This is a genomic window from Streptomyces violaceorubidus (assembly GCF_000717995.1).
Classification (GTDB): Bacteria; Actinomycetota; Actinomycetes; order Streptomycetales; family Streptomycetaceae; genus Streptomyces; species Streptomyces violaceorubidus.
The window spans coordinates 82,630-100,542 of the sequence record NZ_JODM01000002.1 but is presented as its reverse complement, the minus strand read 5'-3'; the positions used below and the strand labels follow the sequence as shown (position 1 = coordinate 100,542).

General features: G+C 72.1%; 12 protein-coding genes and 2 pseudogenes. 5 read left to right on the top strand and 9 right to left on the bottom strand.

The window, feature by feature from the left end:
* Positions 1-3: 3 nt before the first annotated feature.
* The 4 genes and pseudogenes from narH to IE94_RS0104370 form a co-directional block, all read right to left on the bottom strand.
* Positions 4-1,599, bottom strand: a complete 1,596-nt coding sequence (narH, locus tag IE94_RS0104380) for a nitrate reductase subunit beta (protein WP_030178348.1) — start codon at positions 1,597-1,599, stop codon at positions 4-6.
* Positions 1,599-5,294: a nitrate reductase subunit alpha gene (locus IE94_RS0104375; protein ID WP_030178346.1), complete on the bottom strand. Its 3,696-nt coding sequence runs from the start codon at positions 5,292-5,294 to the stop codon at positions 1,599-1,601. The genes narH and IE94_RS0104375 overlap by 1 nt, the downstream gene beginning before the upstream one ends.
* An 84-nt stretch (positions 5,295-5,378) precedes the next feature.
* A pseudogene (locus IE94_RS35215) lies at positions 5,379-5,834 on the bottom strand (SAM-dependent methyltransferase); the annotation flags it as partial.
* A complete protein-coding gene (locus tag IE94_RS0104370) occupies positions 5,831-6,694 on the bottom strand; it encodes a helix-turn-helix domain-containing protein (protein ID WP_030178343.1) in 864 nt (287 codons plus the stop codon). The gene IE94_RS0104370 and the pseudogene IE94_RS35215, both read right to left, overlap by 4 nt.
* Positions 6,695-6,922: 228 nt before the next feature.
* Here IE94_RS0104370 and IE94_RS0104365 point away from each other — a divergent pair, with 228 nt between their 5' ends.
* Positions 6,923-7,348 (top strand): hypothetical protein, encoded by a 426-nt coding sequence (locus IE94_RS0104365; RefSeq protein WP_030178340.1) that lies wholly within the window; start codon positions 6,923-6,925, stop codon positions 7,346-7,348.
* Here IE94_RS0104365 and IE94_RS0104360 read toward each other — a convergent pair.
* The gene (locus IE94_RS0104360) at positions 7,330-8,148 is read right to left on the bottom strand and encodes a helix-turn-helix domain-containing protein (RefSeq protein WP_030178338.1); all 819 of its coding nucleotides are present in this window, start codon (positions 8,146-8,148) and stop codon (positions 7,330-7,332) included. The genes IE94_RS0104365 and IE94_RS0104360 overlap by 19 nt on opposite strands.
* Before the next feature lie 89 nt (positions 8,149-8,237).
* Here IE94_RS0104360 and IE94_RS0104355 point away from each other — a divergent pair, with 89 nt between their 5' ends.
* Both IE94_RS0104355 and IE94_RS0104350 read left to right on the top strand, forming a co-directional pair.
* Positions 8,238-8,543 carry a 4a-hydroxytetrahydrobiopterin dehydratase gene (locus IE94_RS0104355; RefSeq protein WP_030178335.1) on the top strand — a complete coding sequence of 102 codons (306 nt, stop codon included), beginning with the start codon at positions 8,238-8,240 and terminating at the stop codon, positions 8,541-8,543.
* 4 nt (positions 8,544-8,547) lie between these two features.
* Complete coding sequence (locus IE94_RS0104350; protein WP_030178332.1) at positions 8,548-9,327, top strand: class I SAM-dependent methyltransferase; 780 nt, start codon at positions 8,548-8,550, stop codon at positions 9,325-9,327.
* Positions 9,328-9,613: 286 nt separating this feature from the next.
* On the opposite strand, the pseudogene IE94_RS37655 reads toward IE94_RS0104350, so the two are convergent.
* A pseudogene (locus tag IE94_RS37655) lies at positions 9,614-9,964 on the bottom strand (cellulose binding domain-containing protein); the annotation flags it as partial.
* Positions 9,965-10,482: 518 nt separating this feature from the next.
* Between IE94_RS37655 and IE94_RS0104335 the strand changes: the two are divergent.
* Positions 10,483-12,252, top strand: coding sequence for a glycoside hydrolase family 6 protein (locus IE94_RS0104335; protein ID WP_030178329.1), 1,770 nt, complete (start codon positions 10,483-10,485; stop codon positions 12,250-12,252).
* Positions 12,253-12,412: 160 nt separating this feature from the next.
* On the top strand, positions 12,413-13,348 hold the full coding sequence (locus IE94_RS0104330; RefSeq protein WP_030178326.1) for a class I SAM-dependent methyltransferase: 936 nt from the start codon (positions 12,413-12,415) through the stop codon (positions 13,346-13,348).
* 76 nt (positions 13,349-13,424) lie between these two features.
* Here IE94_RS0104330 and IE94_RS0104325 read toward each other — a convergent pair whose 3' ends face one another.
* The 3 genes from IE94_RS0104325 to IE94_RS0104315 all read right to left on the bottom strand — a co-directional run bounded on the left by IE94_RS0104325 (position 13,425) and on the right by IE94_RS0104315 (position 17,907).
* On the bottom strand, positions 13,425-14,258 hold the full coding sequence (locus IE94_RS0104325; RefSeq protein ID WP_030178323.1) for an aldo/keto reductase: 834 nt from the start codon (positions 14,256-14,258) through the stop codon (positions 13,425-13,427).
* A gap of 83 nt (positions 14,259-14,341) precedes the next feature.
* On the bottom strand, positions 14,342-16,168 hold the full coding sequence (locus IE94_RS0104320) for an AMP-dependent synthetase/ligase (RefSeq protein ID WP_030178321.1): 1,827 nt from the start codon (positions 16,166-16,168) through the stop codon (positions 14,342-14,344).
* Positions 16,169-16,392: 224 nt separating this feature from the next.
* Positions 16,393-17,907 carry an MFS transporter gene (locus IE94_RS0104315; protein WP_030178318.1) on the bottom strand — a complete coding sequence of 505 codons (1,515 nt, stop codon included), beginning with the start codon at positions 17,905-17,907 and terminating at the stop codon, positions 16,393-16,395.
* Positions 17,908-17,913: the final 6 nt, after the last annotated feature.

Sequence of the window (17,913 nt, the reverse complement as noted above, 5' to 3'; positions counted from 1 at the left end):
GGATCAGACCTCCCTCTCGTCGTCCGCGGTCTGCCGCCTGCGCAGGATGTGGAAGTTCTCCACCGGCACCAGCGGCAGCCGCCGGCGTCCCGAGTCCTGGCCGAACGGCCCGTCGCCGCCCATGCCCGGCCCGCCGTCGGTGTCCAGGCTGCACGTGTCCGGCAGGGCCGACGCCTCCAGCCGGTGCGCGTCCCCGACGGCCGCCGTCGGGATCACGTACCGCTCCTCGTACTTGGCGATCGCCAGCAGCCGGTACATCTCCTCGACCTCCTCGGGGCGCATGCCGACGCCCGCGCACACGGCCGGGTCCGGCTCCTCGCCGAGGTTCACCGACCGCATGTGGGCGCGCATCGCCGCCAGCTTCTCCAGCGACGCCCGCACCGGACCGGTGTCCCCGGCCGTGAACAGCTCGGCCAGGTACTCCAGCGGGATGCGCAGCGTGTCGATCGCGCCGAACAGGTTGTCCGCGTCCTCGCCGTCGTGCCCGGTCTCCGTCAGCGCGTCCACGACCGGCGACAGCGGCGGGATGTACCAGACCATCGGCATCGTGCGGTACTCCGGATGCAGGGGCAGCGCGACCTTGTACTTGCTGACCAGCGCGTGCACGGGGGAGCGCCGGGCCGCCTCGATCCAGTCGAACGGGATCCCCGCCTCCTCCGCGGCCCGCCGCACCCCGGGGTCCTCCGGATCGAGGAAGACGCCCAACTGCGCCTCGTACAGGCCGCGTTCGTCCGGCGTCTCGGCGGCCCCGGTCACCTTGTCGGCGTCGTACAGGACGACCCCGAGGTACCTGAGCCGTCCCACGCAGGTCTCCGAGCAGACGGTGGGCTGGCCCACCTCGATGCGCGGGTAGCAGAAGGTGCACTTCTCGGCCTTGCCGGTGCGGTGGTTGAAGTACACCTTCTTGTACGGGCAGCCGGTCACGCACATCCGCCAGCCCCGGCAGCGGTCCTGGTCGACCAGGACGATGCCGTCCTCCGCGCGCTTGTACATCGCCCCGGACGGGCACGAGGCCACGCACGACGGGTTCAGGCAGTGCTCGCAGATGCGCGGCAGGTAGAACATGAACGTCTCTTCGTAGGCGAACCGCACCTTCTCCGAAGCCTGCTGCCGGGTGCGCTCCACCATCGGGTCCAGGTCGCCGTAGGCGGGCGCTCCGCCCAGGCTGTCGTCCCAGTTGGAGGACCAGCCGATCTTCATCGGCTTGCCGTCGAGCTGCGAGACCGGGCGCGCGACCGGGTAGTCGGTGCCGAGCGGCGCGTCGGTGAGGTTCTTGTAGTCGTACGTCCAGGGCTCGTAGTAGTCCTTGATCTCCGGGAGCCGGGGGTTGGAGAAGATCCCGGCGAGCTTCCTGAACCGGCCGCCCGCCTTCAGCTTCAGCGCGCCGCGCCGGTTCAGCTCCCAGCCGCCCCGCCACTTCTCCTGGTCCTCGTAGCGGCGCGGGTAGCCCTGTCCGGGGCGGGTCTCGACGTTGTTGAACCAGACGTACTCCATGCCCCGCCGGTTGGTCCACGCCTGCTTGCAGGTGACCGAACAGGTGTGGCAGCCGATGCACTTGTCGAGGTTCATGACCATCGCGACCTGGGCCATCGGGCGCATCAGTACTCGACCTCCTGGGAGCGGCGCCGGATCACCGTCACCTCGTCACGCTGGTTGCCCGTCGGGCCCAGGTAGTTGAACGCCCAGGACAACTGGGCGTAGCCGCCGATGAGATGGGTCGGCTTGAGGAGCAGGCGGGTGAGCGAGTTGTGGACGCCGCCGCGCCTGCCGGTCGTCTCGGCGAGCGGGACGTTGACCGTGCGTTCCTGGGCGTGGTGCATGTAGACCGTGCCCGGCGGCATGCGGTGCGAGACGATCGCGCGGGCCACGACCACGCCGTTGCGGTTGACCGCCTCGATCCAGTCGTCGTCCGCGACCCCGATCGCCGCCGCGTCCTCGGCGGACATCCAGATGCTCTGCCCGCCCCGGGACAGCGCCAGCATGAACAGGTTGTCCTGGTACTCGGAGTGGATGGACCACTTGTTGTGCGGGGTGAGGTACCGCACCGTCACCTCGCGGTGCCCGTCGGGGCCGAGTCGCGGTTCGCCGAACAGCCGGTGCATGTCGAGCGGCGGCCGGTACACCGGCAGCGCCTCGCCCAGCTCGTGCATCCAGTCGTGGTCCACGAAGAAGTGCTGGCGCCCGGTGAGGGTGTGCCAGGGCTTGAGGTGCTCGGTGTTGAGCGTGAACGCCGTGTAGCGCCGCCCGCCCGCCTCGCTGCCGGACCACTCCGGCGAGGTGATCACGGGCACGGGCGCCGCCTGGGTGTCGGCGTAGGTGATCCGCCTGCCCTCGTGCTCGGCGGCCAGGTGGGCCATCTGCTGCCCGGTCTTCGCCTCCAGGGTGCGGAAACCCTGGGTGGCCAGGCGCCCGTTGGTGGTGCCGGACAGGGCCAGGACGGTGTTGGCCGCCTTCACCGCCGTGTCCAGCGCCGGACGCCCGTCGGCCGGGCCGCCGCGCACCGTGCCGTTCAGGTCCCGCAGCCGCGCCACCTCCTCGTCCGGCTTCAGGGTGATGCCCTTGGCGGGCAGCCCCTTGGCCTCCACCAGCGGGCCGAGCGCCGCGAACTTCGCCCCGACCGCCGTGTAGTCGCGCTCCACGACGACGAGGTTCGGCAGGGTCCTGCCGGGCTCCGGCTCGCACTCCCCGCGCCGCCAGTCCCGTACGACACCGCCCGGCTGGGCGATCTCGCCGGGGGTGTCGTGCTGGAGCGGGGCCGCCACCAGGTCCTTGCGGACCCCGAGGTGGTCCTCGGCCAGTTCGCTCAGTTTCTCCGCGAGGAGCTTGAAGGTGTCGAAGTCGGTGCGCGCCTGCCACGGCGGGTCCACCGCCGGGGAGAAGGCGTGCACGTAGGGGTGCATGTCCGTGCTGGACAGGTCGTGCTTCTCGTACCAGGTCGCGGCGGGCAGCACCACGTCGGAGAGGAGGGTGGACGAGGTGTGCCGGAAGTCCAGCGACAGCAGCAGGTCGAGCTTTCCCTCCGGTGCCTCCTCGTGCCAGACGACGTCCCGGGGCCGTTCGCCGGGCGCCGCCTCCTGGGCCCGCAGCGAGGACTGGGTGCCCAGCAGGTGCTTGGTGAAGTACTCGGCGCCCTTTCCGGAGGAACCGAGCAGGTTGGCCCGCCACAGGGTGACGATCCGCGGCCAGTTCTCCGGCGCGTCCGGGTCCTCGCCCGCGAACTTGAGGGTGCCCGACCGCAGTTCGGCCACCGCGTTCGCCACCGGGTCGCCGGAGGTCTCGCCCAGCTCGAGGGGGTTGCGGTCGAAGGTCGGGTACGAGGGCATCCAGCCGGTGCGTGCCGACAGGGCGAGGCAGTCCGCGCCCGCCATCCCCGCGAGCCGCCCCTCGCCCAGCGGTGAGGCGAGGACGTCGGCGTGGAACCGGTCGTAGCGCCACTGGTCGGTGTGCAGGTACCAGTACCCGGTGCCGATCGCCTGGCGCGGCGGCCGGGACCAGTCCGACGCGGCGGCCAGGGACGCCCAGCCGGTCACCGGACGGCACTTCTCCTGGCCGACGTAGTGCGCCCAGCCGCCGCCGTTGCGGCCCTGGCAGCCGGTGAGCTGGAGCAGGGCGAGGAAGGCCCGGTAGATCGTCTCGGAGTGGAACCAGTGGTTGGTGCCGGCCCCCATCAGGATCATGCAGCGGCCCTTGGACCGCTGCGCCGTCCGCGCGAACTCGCGGGCGATGCGCACACAGGCCGCCGCCGGGACCGAGGTGTGCGTCTCCTGCCAGGCGGGGGTGGCGGGCGCGTCGGCGTCCTCGTACGACGCCGGCCAGTCGCCCGGCAGGCCCTCGCGCCCCACGCCGTACTGGGCGAGGAGCAGGTCGAAGACCGTCGTCACCAGCGGACCGGTCGCCCCGCCGAGGCGCGTCGCCGGCACCCCCCGGCGCAGCACGTCGCCGCGTCCCTGCCCGTGCGGGCCGCCCTCGGTGTCGAAGCGGGGGAGCAGCACCTGAACGCCGGACGCCATCTCGTGGCCGTGCAGGCTCAGCCCGGGCCGTACCTCCCCCAGGTCCAGGTTCCACTTCCCCCGGTCGGTCTCGTTCCAGCGGAAGCCCAGCGAGCCGTTCGGGACCACCGCGCGGCCCGTCGCCTCGTCCAGGACGACCGTCTTCCAGTGGGCGTCCGCACCGCCCTGCCCGAGGTCGGCGGCGCGCAGGAACTTGCCCGGCACGTACGCCCCGTCCCGCTCGGTCAGCGTCACCAGGAACGGCAGGTCGGTGAAGCGCCGCACGTAGTCGTCGAAGAACGGGGTGGTCCCCTCGACGAAGAACTCCTTGAGCACCACGTGCCCCATCGCCATCGCCAGCGCGGCGTCCGTGCCGGGGTGCGGGTGCAGCCACTGGTCGGCGAACTTGGTGTTGTCGGCGTAGTCGGGCGAGACCACCACGACCTTCTGGCCCCGGTAGCGGGCCTCCGCCATCCAGTGCGCGTCGGGCGTGCGGGTCACCGGCACGTTGGTGCCCCACATGATCAGGTACGCGGCGTCCCACCAGTCGCCCGACTCCGGCACGTCCGTCTGGTCGCCGAAGACCTGCGGGGAGGCCACCGGCAGGTCGGCGTACCAGTCGTAGAACGACAGCATCGGGGCGCCGATCAGCGAGTGGAAGCGGGCGCCCGCCGCGTGCGACACCATCGACATCGCGGGGATGGGCGAGAATCCCGCGATGCGGTCGGGGCCGTGGGTGCGGATCGTGTGCACGTGCGCGGCGGCGATCATCTCGACCGCCTCGTCCCAGCCCGCCCGGACCAGACCGCCCTTGCCGCGCGCCCGCTGGTAGCGCCGGCGGCGCTCGGCGTCGCCCTGGATGTCGGCCCAGGCCAGTACCGGGTCCGTCAGCCGGGCCTTCGCCTCCCGGTACATCTCCAGGAGCACCCCGCGCACGTACGGGTAGCGCACCCGGGTCGGCGAGTAGGTGTACCAGGAGAACGCCGCGCCCCGGGGGCAGCCGCGCGGCTCGTACTCGGGGCGGTCCGGGCCGACCGACGGATAGTCCGTGGCCTGGGTCTCCCAGGTGATGATGCCGTCCTTGACGAACACGTTCCACCGGCACGACCCGGTGCAGTTCACGCCGTGCGTCGACGTGACGACCTTGTCGTGGCTCCAGCGGTCCCGGTAGAAGGCGTCCGACTCCCGCCCGCCGACCAGCCCGATGCTGTGCAGGTCGGGTGCGGCGGTGCCCGGCCGGAAGAACCGCCCCGCGCGCAGCAGCGCCGCGCCCGGCTCGGTGGGCGGTGTCCGCGTGTCGCTCACGTGCGCTCCCTTGCTCGCCCTGGTTCCCGAACCTAGGGCCGGGCGCGGGAGTGCACCCGTTCGCGGCGCCCGTACGGGTCAGGACACGATCAGGTCCGGGTCCCGGACGTCCGCGTGGACGTGGTCGGTGGCGTCCTGCGCCGAGCCGTGCGGCAGCGCCTGGGCGTGCCGGAGGACGATCGGGTCGTTGTCGGCGTGGACGATCCGCGAGCCGGGGCCACCGCCTGGGCCACCTGGCGCGGGTTCGGCTCGATGGGGATGCCGGTCCCACGTCCAGGAACTGGCGGATCCCGGCCTCGGCGAGGGTGCGGACCGCCCGGTGCGTGAACCGCCGGTTCGCGCACCGGGCGGTCCGCCGTGCTGTCCGCCGCGAGGATCCTGCGGGCCGGCTCCTCGTCCGCCGGGTAGTTGTCCCTGCCGCCCAGCACACCAGTCCAAGTCCCGGGCCGGGTGCGGCCTGCTCGTGTCGAGGGGCGCGGCTTCGGGTCCGGTCCTGCGGTGGCGTCTCCTCGGGGCTGCGTGGCGTCCCGTCGCGGTCAGAAGGTCTCACGGTAGGCGCGCAGGATCTTCTCGGTGCGCTGGGTCGAGGCGGCGCGCGCGGTCATGTGGTCCAGAACCTCCAGGTGCGCCGAGACCTCGGTGCGGGAGTCCAGGTACAGGGCGCCCGTCAGGTACTCGGTGAAGACCATGTCGGGCAGCTCCGGCTCGGCGAACCGGAACAGGGTGAACGGCGCGTACGTCCCCGGGTGCGGCCCGTCCTCGAACTCGGCGACCTGGAGTGTCACCCGGTCCCGGGCGGCGAAGTCCAGCAGCTTGTCCAGCTGCTCGCGCATCACCCGGCCGTGGATGCTCACCGGCCGCCTCAGCACCGTCTCGTCCATCACCACCCACAGGTGGGGCGGGTCGGGGCGGTCCAGCAGCCGCTGCCGCTCCATGCGCAGGGACACGTGCCGCTCCACCGCGTCGGCGCCCGCGTTGCCGATCGTCCCGGCCTCCATGACCGAGCGCGCGTAGTCCTCGGTCTGCAACAGCCCCGGGACGAAGTGCGGCTCGTAGGAACGGACGATCCGTGCGGCGCCCTCCAGGCTCACGTAGAGGCTGAACCAGTCCGGCAGCACGTCGTGGTACCGCTGCCACCAGCCCGGCTGGTTCGCCTCCTCGGCGAGCGCGACGAACGCCGCGACCTCCTCGGCGGCGACCCCGTACGCCGTCAGCAGTATCTGGACATACGGTATTTTCAGCGCGACCTCGGCCATCTCCATGCGCCGCACGGTCGCCGGGGCCACGCGGAGCACCTTGGCGGCCTCCTCGCGCTTGAGGCCCGCCGCCTCCCGCAGTTCCTGCAGCCGTCTGCCGAGGACCACCTGGCCCACGGTGGGTGCGGCCCGCCGCTCGCTCACGCCACGCCTCCCCAACGCGCCCAAGTCTCACCGCAGTCTGTCATGTTCCTCTGTCAGTCTCACAGGGGTGTTCGTGGATCATTCCCGGGCCGGACGCATTACCCGGCGGGTAATCGACCGCGCCCGTGCCGGGCGGGATCGTGGTGCCACCGGGTTCCGGTCCGGCGCACTCCGGCCCGGGACCCGGCCACACCACAGCATGTCCGACCCGACGGAGGGTGACTCGTCATGTCCACGCACCAGCTTGCCGCACTCGCCCGTACGGCCGAGCCGCGGCTGATGCTCCGCCGCTTCCTCGCCCTCGACGCGGCGGTGACCGGCACCAACGCGCTCGCCTACCTCGCACTCTCCGGCCCCCTCGGCCGCTACCTCGGCACCGGCTCCGGCCTGCTCCTCGCCCTCGGCGCCTTCCTCGCGGTCTACGCCGGGTGCGTGGGCCTGCTGGCCACCCGCACCCGGCCCCCGGCGCCGGCCGTCCGGGCCGTCGTCGAGGCCAACCTGGCCTGGGCGGCCGTCAGCTTCGTCGCGCTCGCCCTCTGGCTCACGCCCACCACGGCCGGAGCGTTGTGGACGGTGCTCCAGGCCGTCGTCGTGACCGGCTTCGCGCTGCTCCAGTACGGGGCGCTCAGGCAGGGTCAGGGCAGCAGCGAGTGAAGGTACTTGACCGTCGCCGGGTCGGCCGGGAGCAGCGTCTCGATGGCCAGCTCGGCGACCGTCACGTCCATCGGGGTGTTGAAGGTGGAGATGGACGAGATGAACGACAGGACGTGGCCCTCGTGCTCGATCTGCATCGGCAGGGCGAAGTACGGCACCGGTTCCTCCGGCTCGCCGACCGGCCCGGTGTCCGGCACCGGATAGGCCGCCACCTCGTCGTACAGCTCCCGCAGCGGCTGCGAGCGGTGCAGGGCGATCTGCCGCTCCATCTGCTCCAGCAGGTGCCCGCGCCACTCGCGCAGATTGCGGATGCGCGGCGCCAGGCCCTGCGGGTGCAGCGTCAGCCGGATCGCGTTCAGCGGCGGCGCGAGCAGGTGCTCCGCGACGCCGGCCGTCAGTATCGTGATCCCCCGGTTGGCCGCCAGCACCCGGTACGTCGCGTCGACGACCAGCGCCGGATACGGCTCGTAGCCCCGGATCAGCCGCTCCATGCCCTCGCGCAGGGCGCCGAGGGCGGGGTCGTCCAGGGGGGTCTCCGGGTAGCGCGGGGCGTAACCGGCCGCGAGCAGCAGCGCGTTGCGCTCACGCACCGGGACGTCCAGGTGCTCGGCGAGGCGCAGCACCATCTCCTCGCTCGGCCGGGAGCGGCCCGTCTCGACGAAGCTGATGTGCCGGGCGGAGGAATCGGCGCGCAGTGCCAGCTCCAGCTGGCTGACCCGCCGCCGCTCCCGCCAGGCACGCAGCATCGGCCCCACGCCCGGGTCGGTGGTGGGGGAGGTGCCGGACACGAGTGCGGTCATACGGAAAACGGTAGTCGACGCCGGGGCGCGCCGGAGCGGCCGTGCTGTGGCAGGCTGGGGCGAAACCGCCCGGGGAAGGAGCGCAGCCCATGCCCGTCGAACCGCTGTCGCCGCAGGAGATCGAGGAGCACCTGGCCGCCCTGCCCGGCTGGTCCCTCGACGCCGGGCGGCTCACCCGCTCCTACCGGCTCGGCTCCCACTTCGCGGCGACCGCGATGGTCGTCCACATCGCCCAGGTGCAGGAGGAGCTCGACCACCACTCCGACCTGACCCTCGGCTACGACACGGTCGCCCTCGCCGTGCACACCCACAGCGCGGGCGGCGCCGTCACCGCGAAGGACGTCGAGCTCGCCCGCAGGGTGGAGGACCTGGCCGCCGGTCACGGGGCACACTGACGGTGTGCTCGACTACGACAAGGAAGCGGAACGGTACGACGACTCCCGCGGCGGCGAACCCCGGGCCGCGGCGGCGGCACAGGCCGTACTGAGCCTGGTGCCCGGGCAGGCCCGCCGGCTGCTCGACGTGGCCTGCGGCACCGGCATCGTCACCCGGCGGATCGTGGCCGCGCGCGACGGCCTGCGGGTGACCGGCGTCGACCTCGCCCCCGCCATGGCCCACCGCGCCGCCGCCCGCCTGCCCGGCGCCGTCGTGCTCGCCGACAGCCGCCGACTGCCCTTCGCCGGGGCGGAGTTCGACGCCGTCACCAGCGTGTGGCTGCTGCACCTCGCCGGCGGTGCCGAGAACGTGCGGGCGATCGTCGCCGAGTGCGCCCGCGTCCTGCGGCCCGGCGGGACGTACGTGACCACGGTCGACAAGGGCGCCTCGCACAACGTGGGCAGCGACATCGACGCGGTGCTCGCCGCCCGCCCGCCGAGCACCGCGCACGACGCCGCCCACCTGGTCGAGGCGTACGCCCGCGAGCACGGCCTGGTTCCCGTCGGCCGGGCCCGCTTCACCGGCCACGGCCAGGGCCGCAGCCCCCGCCGGACGGTCGCCGACCTGCGGCGCGGCTGGTTCGTCACCCTGCCGCCGGGCGAGCCGCTCGCCGAGGAGTTCGCGCTGCGGCTGGCCGCCCTGCCCGACCAGGACACCCCCCGCCCCGACCCGGTCTTCACCCTCGCGGCGTTCAGGAAATCGTGGGCGAAGGGCGGCAACGCGCCTGACCCGGGCGGCGACTGAGAGGCGGAATCCGTCCGTCCTCCAGGAGGTTCGTCCCGTGAGGCACCCCCACACCCGCTTGCGGGGGCTGGTTGTAGGCGGTGTTCTGCCAGGCCGGGGCGGTGGGGCAGGCCCACGGCCCCGAGGTCGTCGGTCTACACGCCCTGATTCTCACGCGGCCTCGTCCACCGGCGGGGGCTTCCCGCCGGTGACCACCGTCCTGACCCACCGCTGCGTCAGCCGTGTCCGGGAGGCGAGCACCTCCACCGGCACGCCCCGCCGGTACGCGGCGCGCAGTGCGGCGTCCCGCGGCCCCGGCGGCGATCCGCGCGTTGTACGACGCGTTCTTCACGGTGACGTTGCGGCCGGACTGGGACCAGGTGCCGTTCCAGCCGTTCGTGAGCTTCTGGTTGCCCGCGTAGGAGTAGGTCAGCGTCCAGCCGTCGATCGCGGCGGAGCCGTGGTTGGTCAGCGTCAGCTCCGCGGTGAAGCCGGCGCCCCAGTCGTTGGTCCTGTAGTCCACGCTGCACTGGAGTGCGGCCGCCTGGGCCGGGGTCGAACCCGTGCCCAGCATCGTGAGGGGCAGTGCGAGCGCCGCGAGCGCGGCGGTCCACCAGCGCCGCGCGGTGCGGCGTCTGTGTCTGTGTCCGGGGTGCATGGTGCTGGTTCCTCCTTGCGGCTCGGGGAGGGAGTGGGGGAGGAGCAACAAGCCTTGAACCAGTGGGAGCGCTCCCATAGTGGGGAGGGTGCCTAGTGCGGTCAAGATGTGTGGCGAGTCGAAAAGATTCGACAGCGCCGACGCGGAGAAAGTCGGTAACTCCTCTGTTCTTTACCGTCACTTGGCGCTACCTTCGCTGCACCAGTGGGAGCGGTTCCACCAGTCGACGCGTCGGTCACGGCGCGCCCGAACTGCAAGGAGTCGCTCATGCGCCACCCCCCGCTCCACCCCCCGCGTTCAGGACTTTTAGCCGTTGCCGCAGCCGTGGCCGCTACGTGTCCGACGCCTCGCCGGCCCATGTGCCGGATCGCTCAGCCCTCGGGCGGTTCCACCGCGCCCGCGGGTCGTTCCTGACCTCCGATCACGACAACACCCATGCCGATCGGCAGCGGGCCGCGCCGACGCGAGCGCGGCCCCGGACGACAGCAGCACCCCCACGAAAGAAGGAACCCGCACTCATGACCCGTACCAGAACCGCGATGCTCGCCGCCCTGACGCTGGTCGCCGGCGCCTCCGGCACGGCACTGGCCGCCCACTCCGCGAGCGCCGGAGCCGCGGCCGCCGCCTGCACCGTCGACTACAAGGTGCAGAACGACTGGGGAAGCGGATTCACCGCTGCCGTGACCGTCACCAACAACGGTGCCGCCACGTCCAACTGGTCGCTGGGATGGACCTACGCCGGCAGTCAGAAGGTCACCAACAGCTGGAACGCGAAGGTCAGTCAGAGCGGTGCCGCCGTCACCGCGGCGAACGAGTCGTACAACGGCACCCTGTCCACCGGCGGTTCGGCGAGCTTCGGCTTCCAGGCCACCTACAGCGGCAGCAACGCCGTCCCGGCCACCTTCACCCTCAACGGTGTGACCTGCAACGTCGACGGCGGCACCGACCCCACGGACCCGACCGATCCCACGGACCCGACCGATCCCACGGACCCGACCGATCCCACGGACCCGACCGATCCCACCGGTCCGTCCGACCGGGTGGACAACCCCTACGCCGGCGCCAAGGGATACGTGAACCCGGAGTGGTCCGAGAAGGCGGCGGCCGAGGCCGGCGGCAGCCGGATCGCCAACCAGCCCACCGGCGTCTGGCTGGACCGGATCGCCGCGATCGAGGGGGCCAACGGCGGCATGGGCCTGCGCGACCACCTCGACGAGGCGCTGAAGCAGAAGGGCTCCGACGAGCTGTACATCCAGCTCGTCATCTACAACCTGCCCGGACGCGACTGCTCCGCCCTCGCCTCCAACGGCGAACTGGGCCCGACCGAGATCGACCGGTACAAGACCGAGTACATCGACCCGATCGCCGAGATCCTCTCGGACCCGAAGTACGCGGACCTCCGGATCGTCACCACGGTCGAGATCGACTCGCTGCCCAACCTCGTCACCAACGTCTCGGGCCGGCCGACCGCCGTGCCCAACTGCGACGTGATGAAGGCCAACGGCAACTACCAGAAGGGCGTCGGCTACGCCCTGAACAAGTTCGGTGACATCGGCAACGTCTACAACTACATCGACGCCGGCCACCACGGCTGGCTGGGCTGGGACGACAACTTCGGCCCCTCGGCCGACATGTTCAAGGCGGCGGCCACCACCGAGGGCGCGACCGTGGGCGACGTCCACGGCTTCATCGTCAACACCGCCAACTACAGCGCGCTGAAGGAGGACAACTTCAAGATCACGGACAGTGTGAACGGCACGTCCGTGCGCCAGTCCAAGTGGGTCGACTGGAACCGCTACACCGACGAGCTGTCCTACGCCCAGGCCATGCGCGACAAGCTGGTCTCGATCGGCTTCGACTCGAAGATCGGCATGCTGATCGACACCTCCCGCAACGGCTGGGGCGGCACCCAGCGGCCCACCGGTCCCGGCGCCACGACGAACGTCGACACGTACGTCAACGGCGGCAAGTACGACCGCCGCATCCACCTCGGCAACTGGTGCAACCAGTCCGGGGCGGGCCTCGGCGAACGGCCGAAGGCCAACCCCGAGCCCGGCATCGACGCCTACGTGTGGATGAAGCCGCCGGGCGAGTCGGACGGCGCGAGCAAGGAGATCCCGAACGACGAGGGCAAGGGATTCGACCGGATGTGCGACCCGACGTACACCGGCAACGCGCGCAACGGCAACAACATGTCCGGTGCCCTCCCGGACGCCCCCATCTCCGGGAAGTGGTTCTCCGCGCAGTTCCAGGAGCTCATGAAGAACGCCTACCCGCCCCTGTCGTGAGCGGGTGGCCGCGCACACCGCGCGGGTGAGCCGTCGGGGCCCGGTCCTTGCGGGCCGGGCCCCGGTGGCCTCCTCTTTTTTGCGGGAGCGGCAACTCCTGTTGCGCCCGTCCGGTGAGTCGTCGCACTCTGGCGGCACCGCGAACGGGAGGCTGACCAGCATGGCGCACGACCACCATCACCACGACACCCACGGCCCCGCCCACGAGCACGGCCCCGCCCACGAGCACGGCCACGGGCACACGCACGACCACGCCGACATCGACTGGGCCGAGATGGCCCCCCACCTGGAGGCGCAGGCCGAGCTGTACACGCCGCTGTACCGGCAGGCCCTGGCCTGGCTGGCCCGGGAGGTGACCGAGCCCGGACTGGTCGTCGACGTGGGCAGCGGACCCGGCGTCGTCTCCTGCCTGTTCGCCGAGACCTTCCCCGGCGCCCGCGTCGTCGCCGCCGACGGGGCCGGACCGCTGCTGGAGCGGGCCCGCGCGCGTGCCGGGCGCCTGGGGTTCGCCGACCGCTTCGGCACCCTCGCCGGGGACCTGCCCGGCGCACTGTCCGAGCTGGACTACCCCGCCGACCTGATGTGGGCCAGCCAGAGCCTGCACCACCTGCCCGACCAGCGCGGGGCCCTCGCCGCACTCGGCGGGCACCTCGCACCCGGGGGCACCCTGGCGATCCTGGAGGGCGGACTGCCCGCCCGGTTCCTGCCCCGCGACATCGGGATCGGTCGCCCCGGGCTCCAGGCCAGGATCCGCGCCGCGGAGGAGGACGCGTTCGCCGAGATGCGCGCGGACCTGCCGGACTCCGTGGCCGAGACCGAGGACTGGCCCGCGATGCTGACCGCCGCCGGACTGAAGCACACCGGCACCCGCAGCTTCCTCCTCGACCTGCCCGCGCCCCTGTCCGACGCCGCCCGCGCCTACGTCGTCACGTCGCTGTCCCGGCTGCGCGAGCGGATCGGGGACGGCCTCGACGCCGACGACCTCGCCACCCTGGACCGGCTGCTCGACCCCGCCGACGAGGCGGGCGTGCACCGGCGCCGGGACGTGTTCGTGCTGGTGGCGCACACCGTGTACACGGCGGTCCGGCCGGCCTGAGGGCGGGGCCGGAGTCGGCGGGACAGAGGAGGGCCCGCACCGCGGGCGCGGTGCGGGCCCTCCCGGGTGTCACTGCTCAGGAGTTGACGGCCGCCGGGTCCGGGCCGATACGCCGGTCCTCGTTCAGCGCGCTGATCGCCGCGAGGTCCTCGGTGTCCAGGGTGAAGCCGAACACGTCGATGTTCTCCTTGATCCGGGACGGCGTCACGGACTTGGGGATCACCACGTTGCCCAGCTGGAGGTGCCAGCGCAGCACCACCTGGGCCGGGGTGCGCCCGTGCTTCTGGGCGATCGCGACGATCGCCGGGATGTCCAGGATGCCCTTGCCGGAGCCGAGGGGGGACCAGGCCTCGGTGGCGATGCCCTGCTCGGCGTGCGCCTCGCGGGCGGCGTGCTGCTGGAGGTGGGGGTGCAGCTCGATCTGGTTGACGGCCGGGACCACCGACGTCTCGGCGATCAGCCGCTCCAGGTGCTCCGGCAGGAAGTTGGAGACGCCGATGGCGCGCACCCGGCCGTCGGCGTACAGCTTCTCGAACGCCTTGTAGGTGTCGACGTACGTCTTCTTGGCCGGCAGCGGCCAGTGGATCAGGTAGAGGTCGAGGTACTCCAGGCCGAGCTTCGCCATCGAGGCGTCGAAGGCGCGGAGGGTGGAGTCGTATCCGTGCTCGCTGTTCCGAAGCTTGGTGGTGACGAAGAGATCCTCGCGGGCCAGGCCGGAGGCGGCGATCGCCCTGCCGGTGCCCTCTTCGTTGCCGTAGGCCGCCGCTGTGTCGATGCTGCGGTACCCGGCCTCCAGAGCCTGGGCGACGGCGGTCTGCGCCTCGTCGTCCGGCACCTGCCAGACGCCGAAACCCAGCTGGGGCATCTCGACGCCGTTGTTCAGGATGATCGGGGGGACCTTGCTGCTCACGAGCTCTTGATCCTTCGGTTGTGGTCACGTGGTACTCATATGATCAACGATCACGAGCCCCGACGCATTCCTGACCGTGGAACTCACACCGTGTAAAGCGCCTCGACCTCGGTGCCGTAGGCGTTCTCGATGGCCTTGCGCTTCAGCTTCAGCGAGGGGGTCAGCAGCCCGTGCTCCTCGGTGAACGGCTGGGCGAGGATGCGGAAGGTGCGGATCGACTCCGCCTGCGACACCAGCGTGTTGGCGGCGACGACCGCGCGCCGCACCTCCGTCTCCAGGTCGGCGTCGTGCACCAGGTCGGCCGGGGACATCCGCGGTTTGTTGCGCATCGTCAGCCAGTGCTCGACCGCCTCCTGGTCGAGGGTGATGAGGGCGGCCACGTAGGGGCGGTCGTTGCCGACGACGATGCACTGGTTGACCAGCGGATGGTCGCGCACCCGCTCCTCCAGGAGGCCCGGGGAGACGCTCTTGCCGCCGGAGGTCACCAGGATCTCCTTCTTGCGCCCGGTGATGGTGAGGTAGCCGTCCTCGTCCAGGGCGCCCAGGTCGCCGGTGGCCAGCCAGCCGTCGTGCAGGGTCTCGTCGGTGGCCTTGGGGTTGTTCAGGTAGCCGCCGAAGACGTTGTCCCCCTTGAGCCAGATCTCGCCGTCGTCCGCGAGGTGCACGGTGACGCCCGGCACGGGCTGCCCGACGGTGCCGTAGCGGGTGCGCTCGGGCGGGTTGGCGGTGGCGGCCGCGGTGGACTCGGTCAGGCCGTAGCCCTCGTAGATCTGCACCCCCGCGCCCGCGAAGAACAGCCCGAGGCGCCGGTCCATCGCCGAGCCGCCGGACATGGCGTTGCGGATGCGTCCGCCCATCGCGGCGCGCACCTTGGTGTAGACGAGCTTGTCGAAGAGCTGGTGCTGCATCCGCAGCCCCGCCGACGGGCCGGGCCCGGTGCCCCAGGCCTTCGCCTCCACCGCCTCCGCGTACCTCACGGCCACCTCGACGGCCTTCTCGAAAGGACCTGCCTTCCCCTCCTTCTCGGCCTTGCGCCGGGCCGCGTTGAACACCTTCTCGAAGATGTACGGCACCGCCAGGACGAAGGTCGGCCGGAAGGCGGCCAGGTCGGGCAGGAGGGCCGCGGCGTTGAGCTGCGGCTGGTGGCCGAAGCGGACCCGGCCGCGGATCGCCGCGACCTCCACCATCCGTCCGAAGACGTGCGCCAGCGGCAGGAACAGCAGGGTCGCCGCCTCGTCGCCCCGCTTGGAGTGGAACACCGGCTCCCAGCGGGCGATGACGGTGTCCGCCTCGTACATGAAGTTGCCGTGGGTCAGGACGCAGCCCTTGGGGCGCCCGGTGGTGCCGGAGGTGTAGATCACGGTGGCCACCGACTCCGGGGTGACCGCCTTGCGGTGCCGGTGGACCACCTCGTCGTCGAGGTGCGCGCCCGCGTCGTACAGCTCCTGCACGGCGCCGGAGTCCAGCTGCCACAGGCCGCGCAGGCGCGGCAGCCGGTCGATGACGGTGGCGATCGTCATCGCGTGGTCCTCGTGCTCCACGACCGCGGCCGTCACCTCGGCGTCGTGGAGCATCCACATGCACTGCTCGGCCGAGGAGGTCGGGTAGACGGGCACCACCTGGGCGCCGATCGTCCACAGGGCGAAGTCGAAGAGGGTCCACTCGTAGCGGGTGCGGGACATGATGGCGACCCGGTCGCCGAAGCGGATGCCCTGGGCCAGCAGCCCCTTGGCCAGGGCCAGCACCTCGTCGCGGAAGGCGCCGGCGGTGACGTCCCGCCACTGCCCGGCCTCGTCCTTGCGGCCGAGTGCGATGTGCCGCGGATCCTTCTGGGCATGGTCGAAGACGACGTCGGCCAGACCGCCCACCGGTGGTGCCGACGTCAACGGAGGACTGCTGAACTCGCGCAAACCCCGATCCCCGCTTTCCGATGACGCCCCCGCACAGCGCGGTGAAAGCTACCCCACCCGGCGCGGGGACGGGAGGGGCGCCAAAATCGAACAGGGCTCAGATTCGCGCTGGTCAGCGAGAGGAAATGCGCTCACATGGGGAAGGGTCGGACAGTTTCCCGAGGGATGAGCGAGGGATGAGCAAGGTTCGGTGCCCTTATCTCCACCGAATCTGTACGACCCGCTTACCGCCGGTACGGGGTGGCCGGAGCGGTCTCCTCCTCTTCCAGCGCGGGCGGCGCGGATCGCGTCACACCGGCGTCCCGGCCGCCCCGATCGGCCCGCACCAGGATGAGCACCAGCACCCCGGCGACCGCCGCGACCGCGCCCGCGGCCACCGCCGCCGCGTTCAGTCCGGAGGCGAACGCGGTCCGCAGCGCGTGCTCGCCGAACACTCCGCGCAGGGCCGATGCCGCACCGCCCGCCAGACCGTGCGCCGCGTCGTGGGGCAGCGTCTCCTGCATCCGCGAGGTCAGCACCGTGCCGAACACGGCGATGCCGAGCGCGTACCCGAGCTGCCGGAAGGTGTTGACCGCGCCCCCGGCCATGCCGGACCGCTCCGCCGGGACCGCGGCGAGTGCCGCGCCCGCGATGCCGGGCGACACCAGACCCGTCCCGACCCCCACCAGCAGGAGCCCCGGCACCAGGGCGGACGCGGTGGAGCCCGCGTCCAGGAAGGCCATGCAGAACTGGCCCGCCGCGATCAGCAGCAGCCCGCCCCCGATGGTCAGCCGCGCCGGCACGCCGTGCAGCAGCCGCCCGCCCGCCGCGGCCACCAGGAACGAGGCCAGCGACAGCCAGACGAACACCAGCCCGCCCCGCACCGGGCTCATCCCCAGCAGCGTCTGCAGCCAGATGGAGGTGTAGGCCATCACACCGAACGCCGCCGCGTTGAAGGCCAGCCCGCCCAGCATCACGCCCGAGAACGCGGGCCGCAGGAACAGCCGCGGGTCGAGCAGCGGATCGGCGACCCGGCGCTCCACGGCGACGAACGCGCCGAGTGCCGCCGCCGCGAGCACGAAGGAGACGAGCGTGCCGCCCTCCGTCCAGCCGTGCGACCCGGCCCGCACCGCCCCGTACGTCAGCGCCCCGGCGAAGGCCGCGAACAGGGCCGTACCCGCCCAGTCCACGCGGCGTCCGGCCGCCCCGCGGGACTCCGGCACCACGCGCAGCGTCAGCCAGACCGCCGCCACGCTCACCGGCAGGTTCACCCAGAAGATCCAGCGCCAGCCCGGACCGTCGGTGAGCAGTCCGCCCAGCACGGGTCCCACGGCCGCCGCCGCCCCGCTGACCGCGCCCCACACCCCGAGCGCCATCGAGCGCCGGCGCCCCTGGTAGACCGAGCCGAGCAGCGGCAGCGTGGTGGCGAACATCGCCGCCGCGCCCAGCCCCTGCAACCCGCGCGCGGCGACCAGCATCCCCGGCCCGGTGGCCAGCCCGCACAGCAGCGACGCCACCGCGAACAGCACCACGCCCGCCACGTGCACCCGGCGCCGTCCCAGGACGTCGGCCGCGGCACCCAGCCCCAGCAGCAGCGCGGCCAGCGCCAGCGCGTAGCCGTCCATCACCCATTGCAGATCGCTCAGCGACGCGTGCAGTCCCCTGGCCATGTCCGGCAGCGCGACGACCGCGATGGTCACGTCCAGCAGCAGCATGAACGTCCCCAGGCACACCGCCGTGAGCGGCCCCCATGTACGCATGTTCCC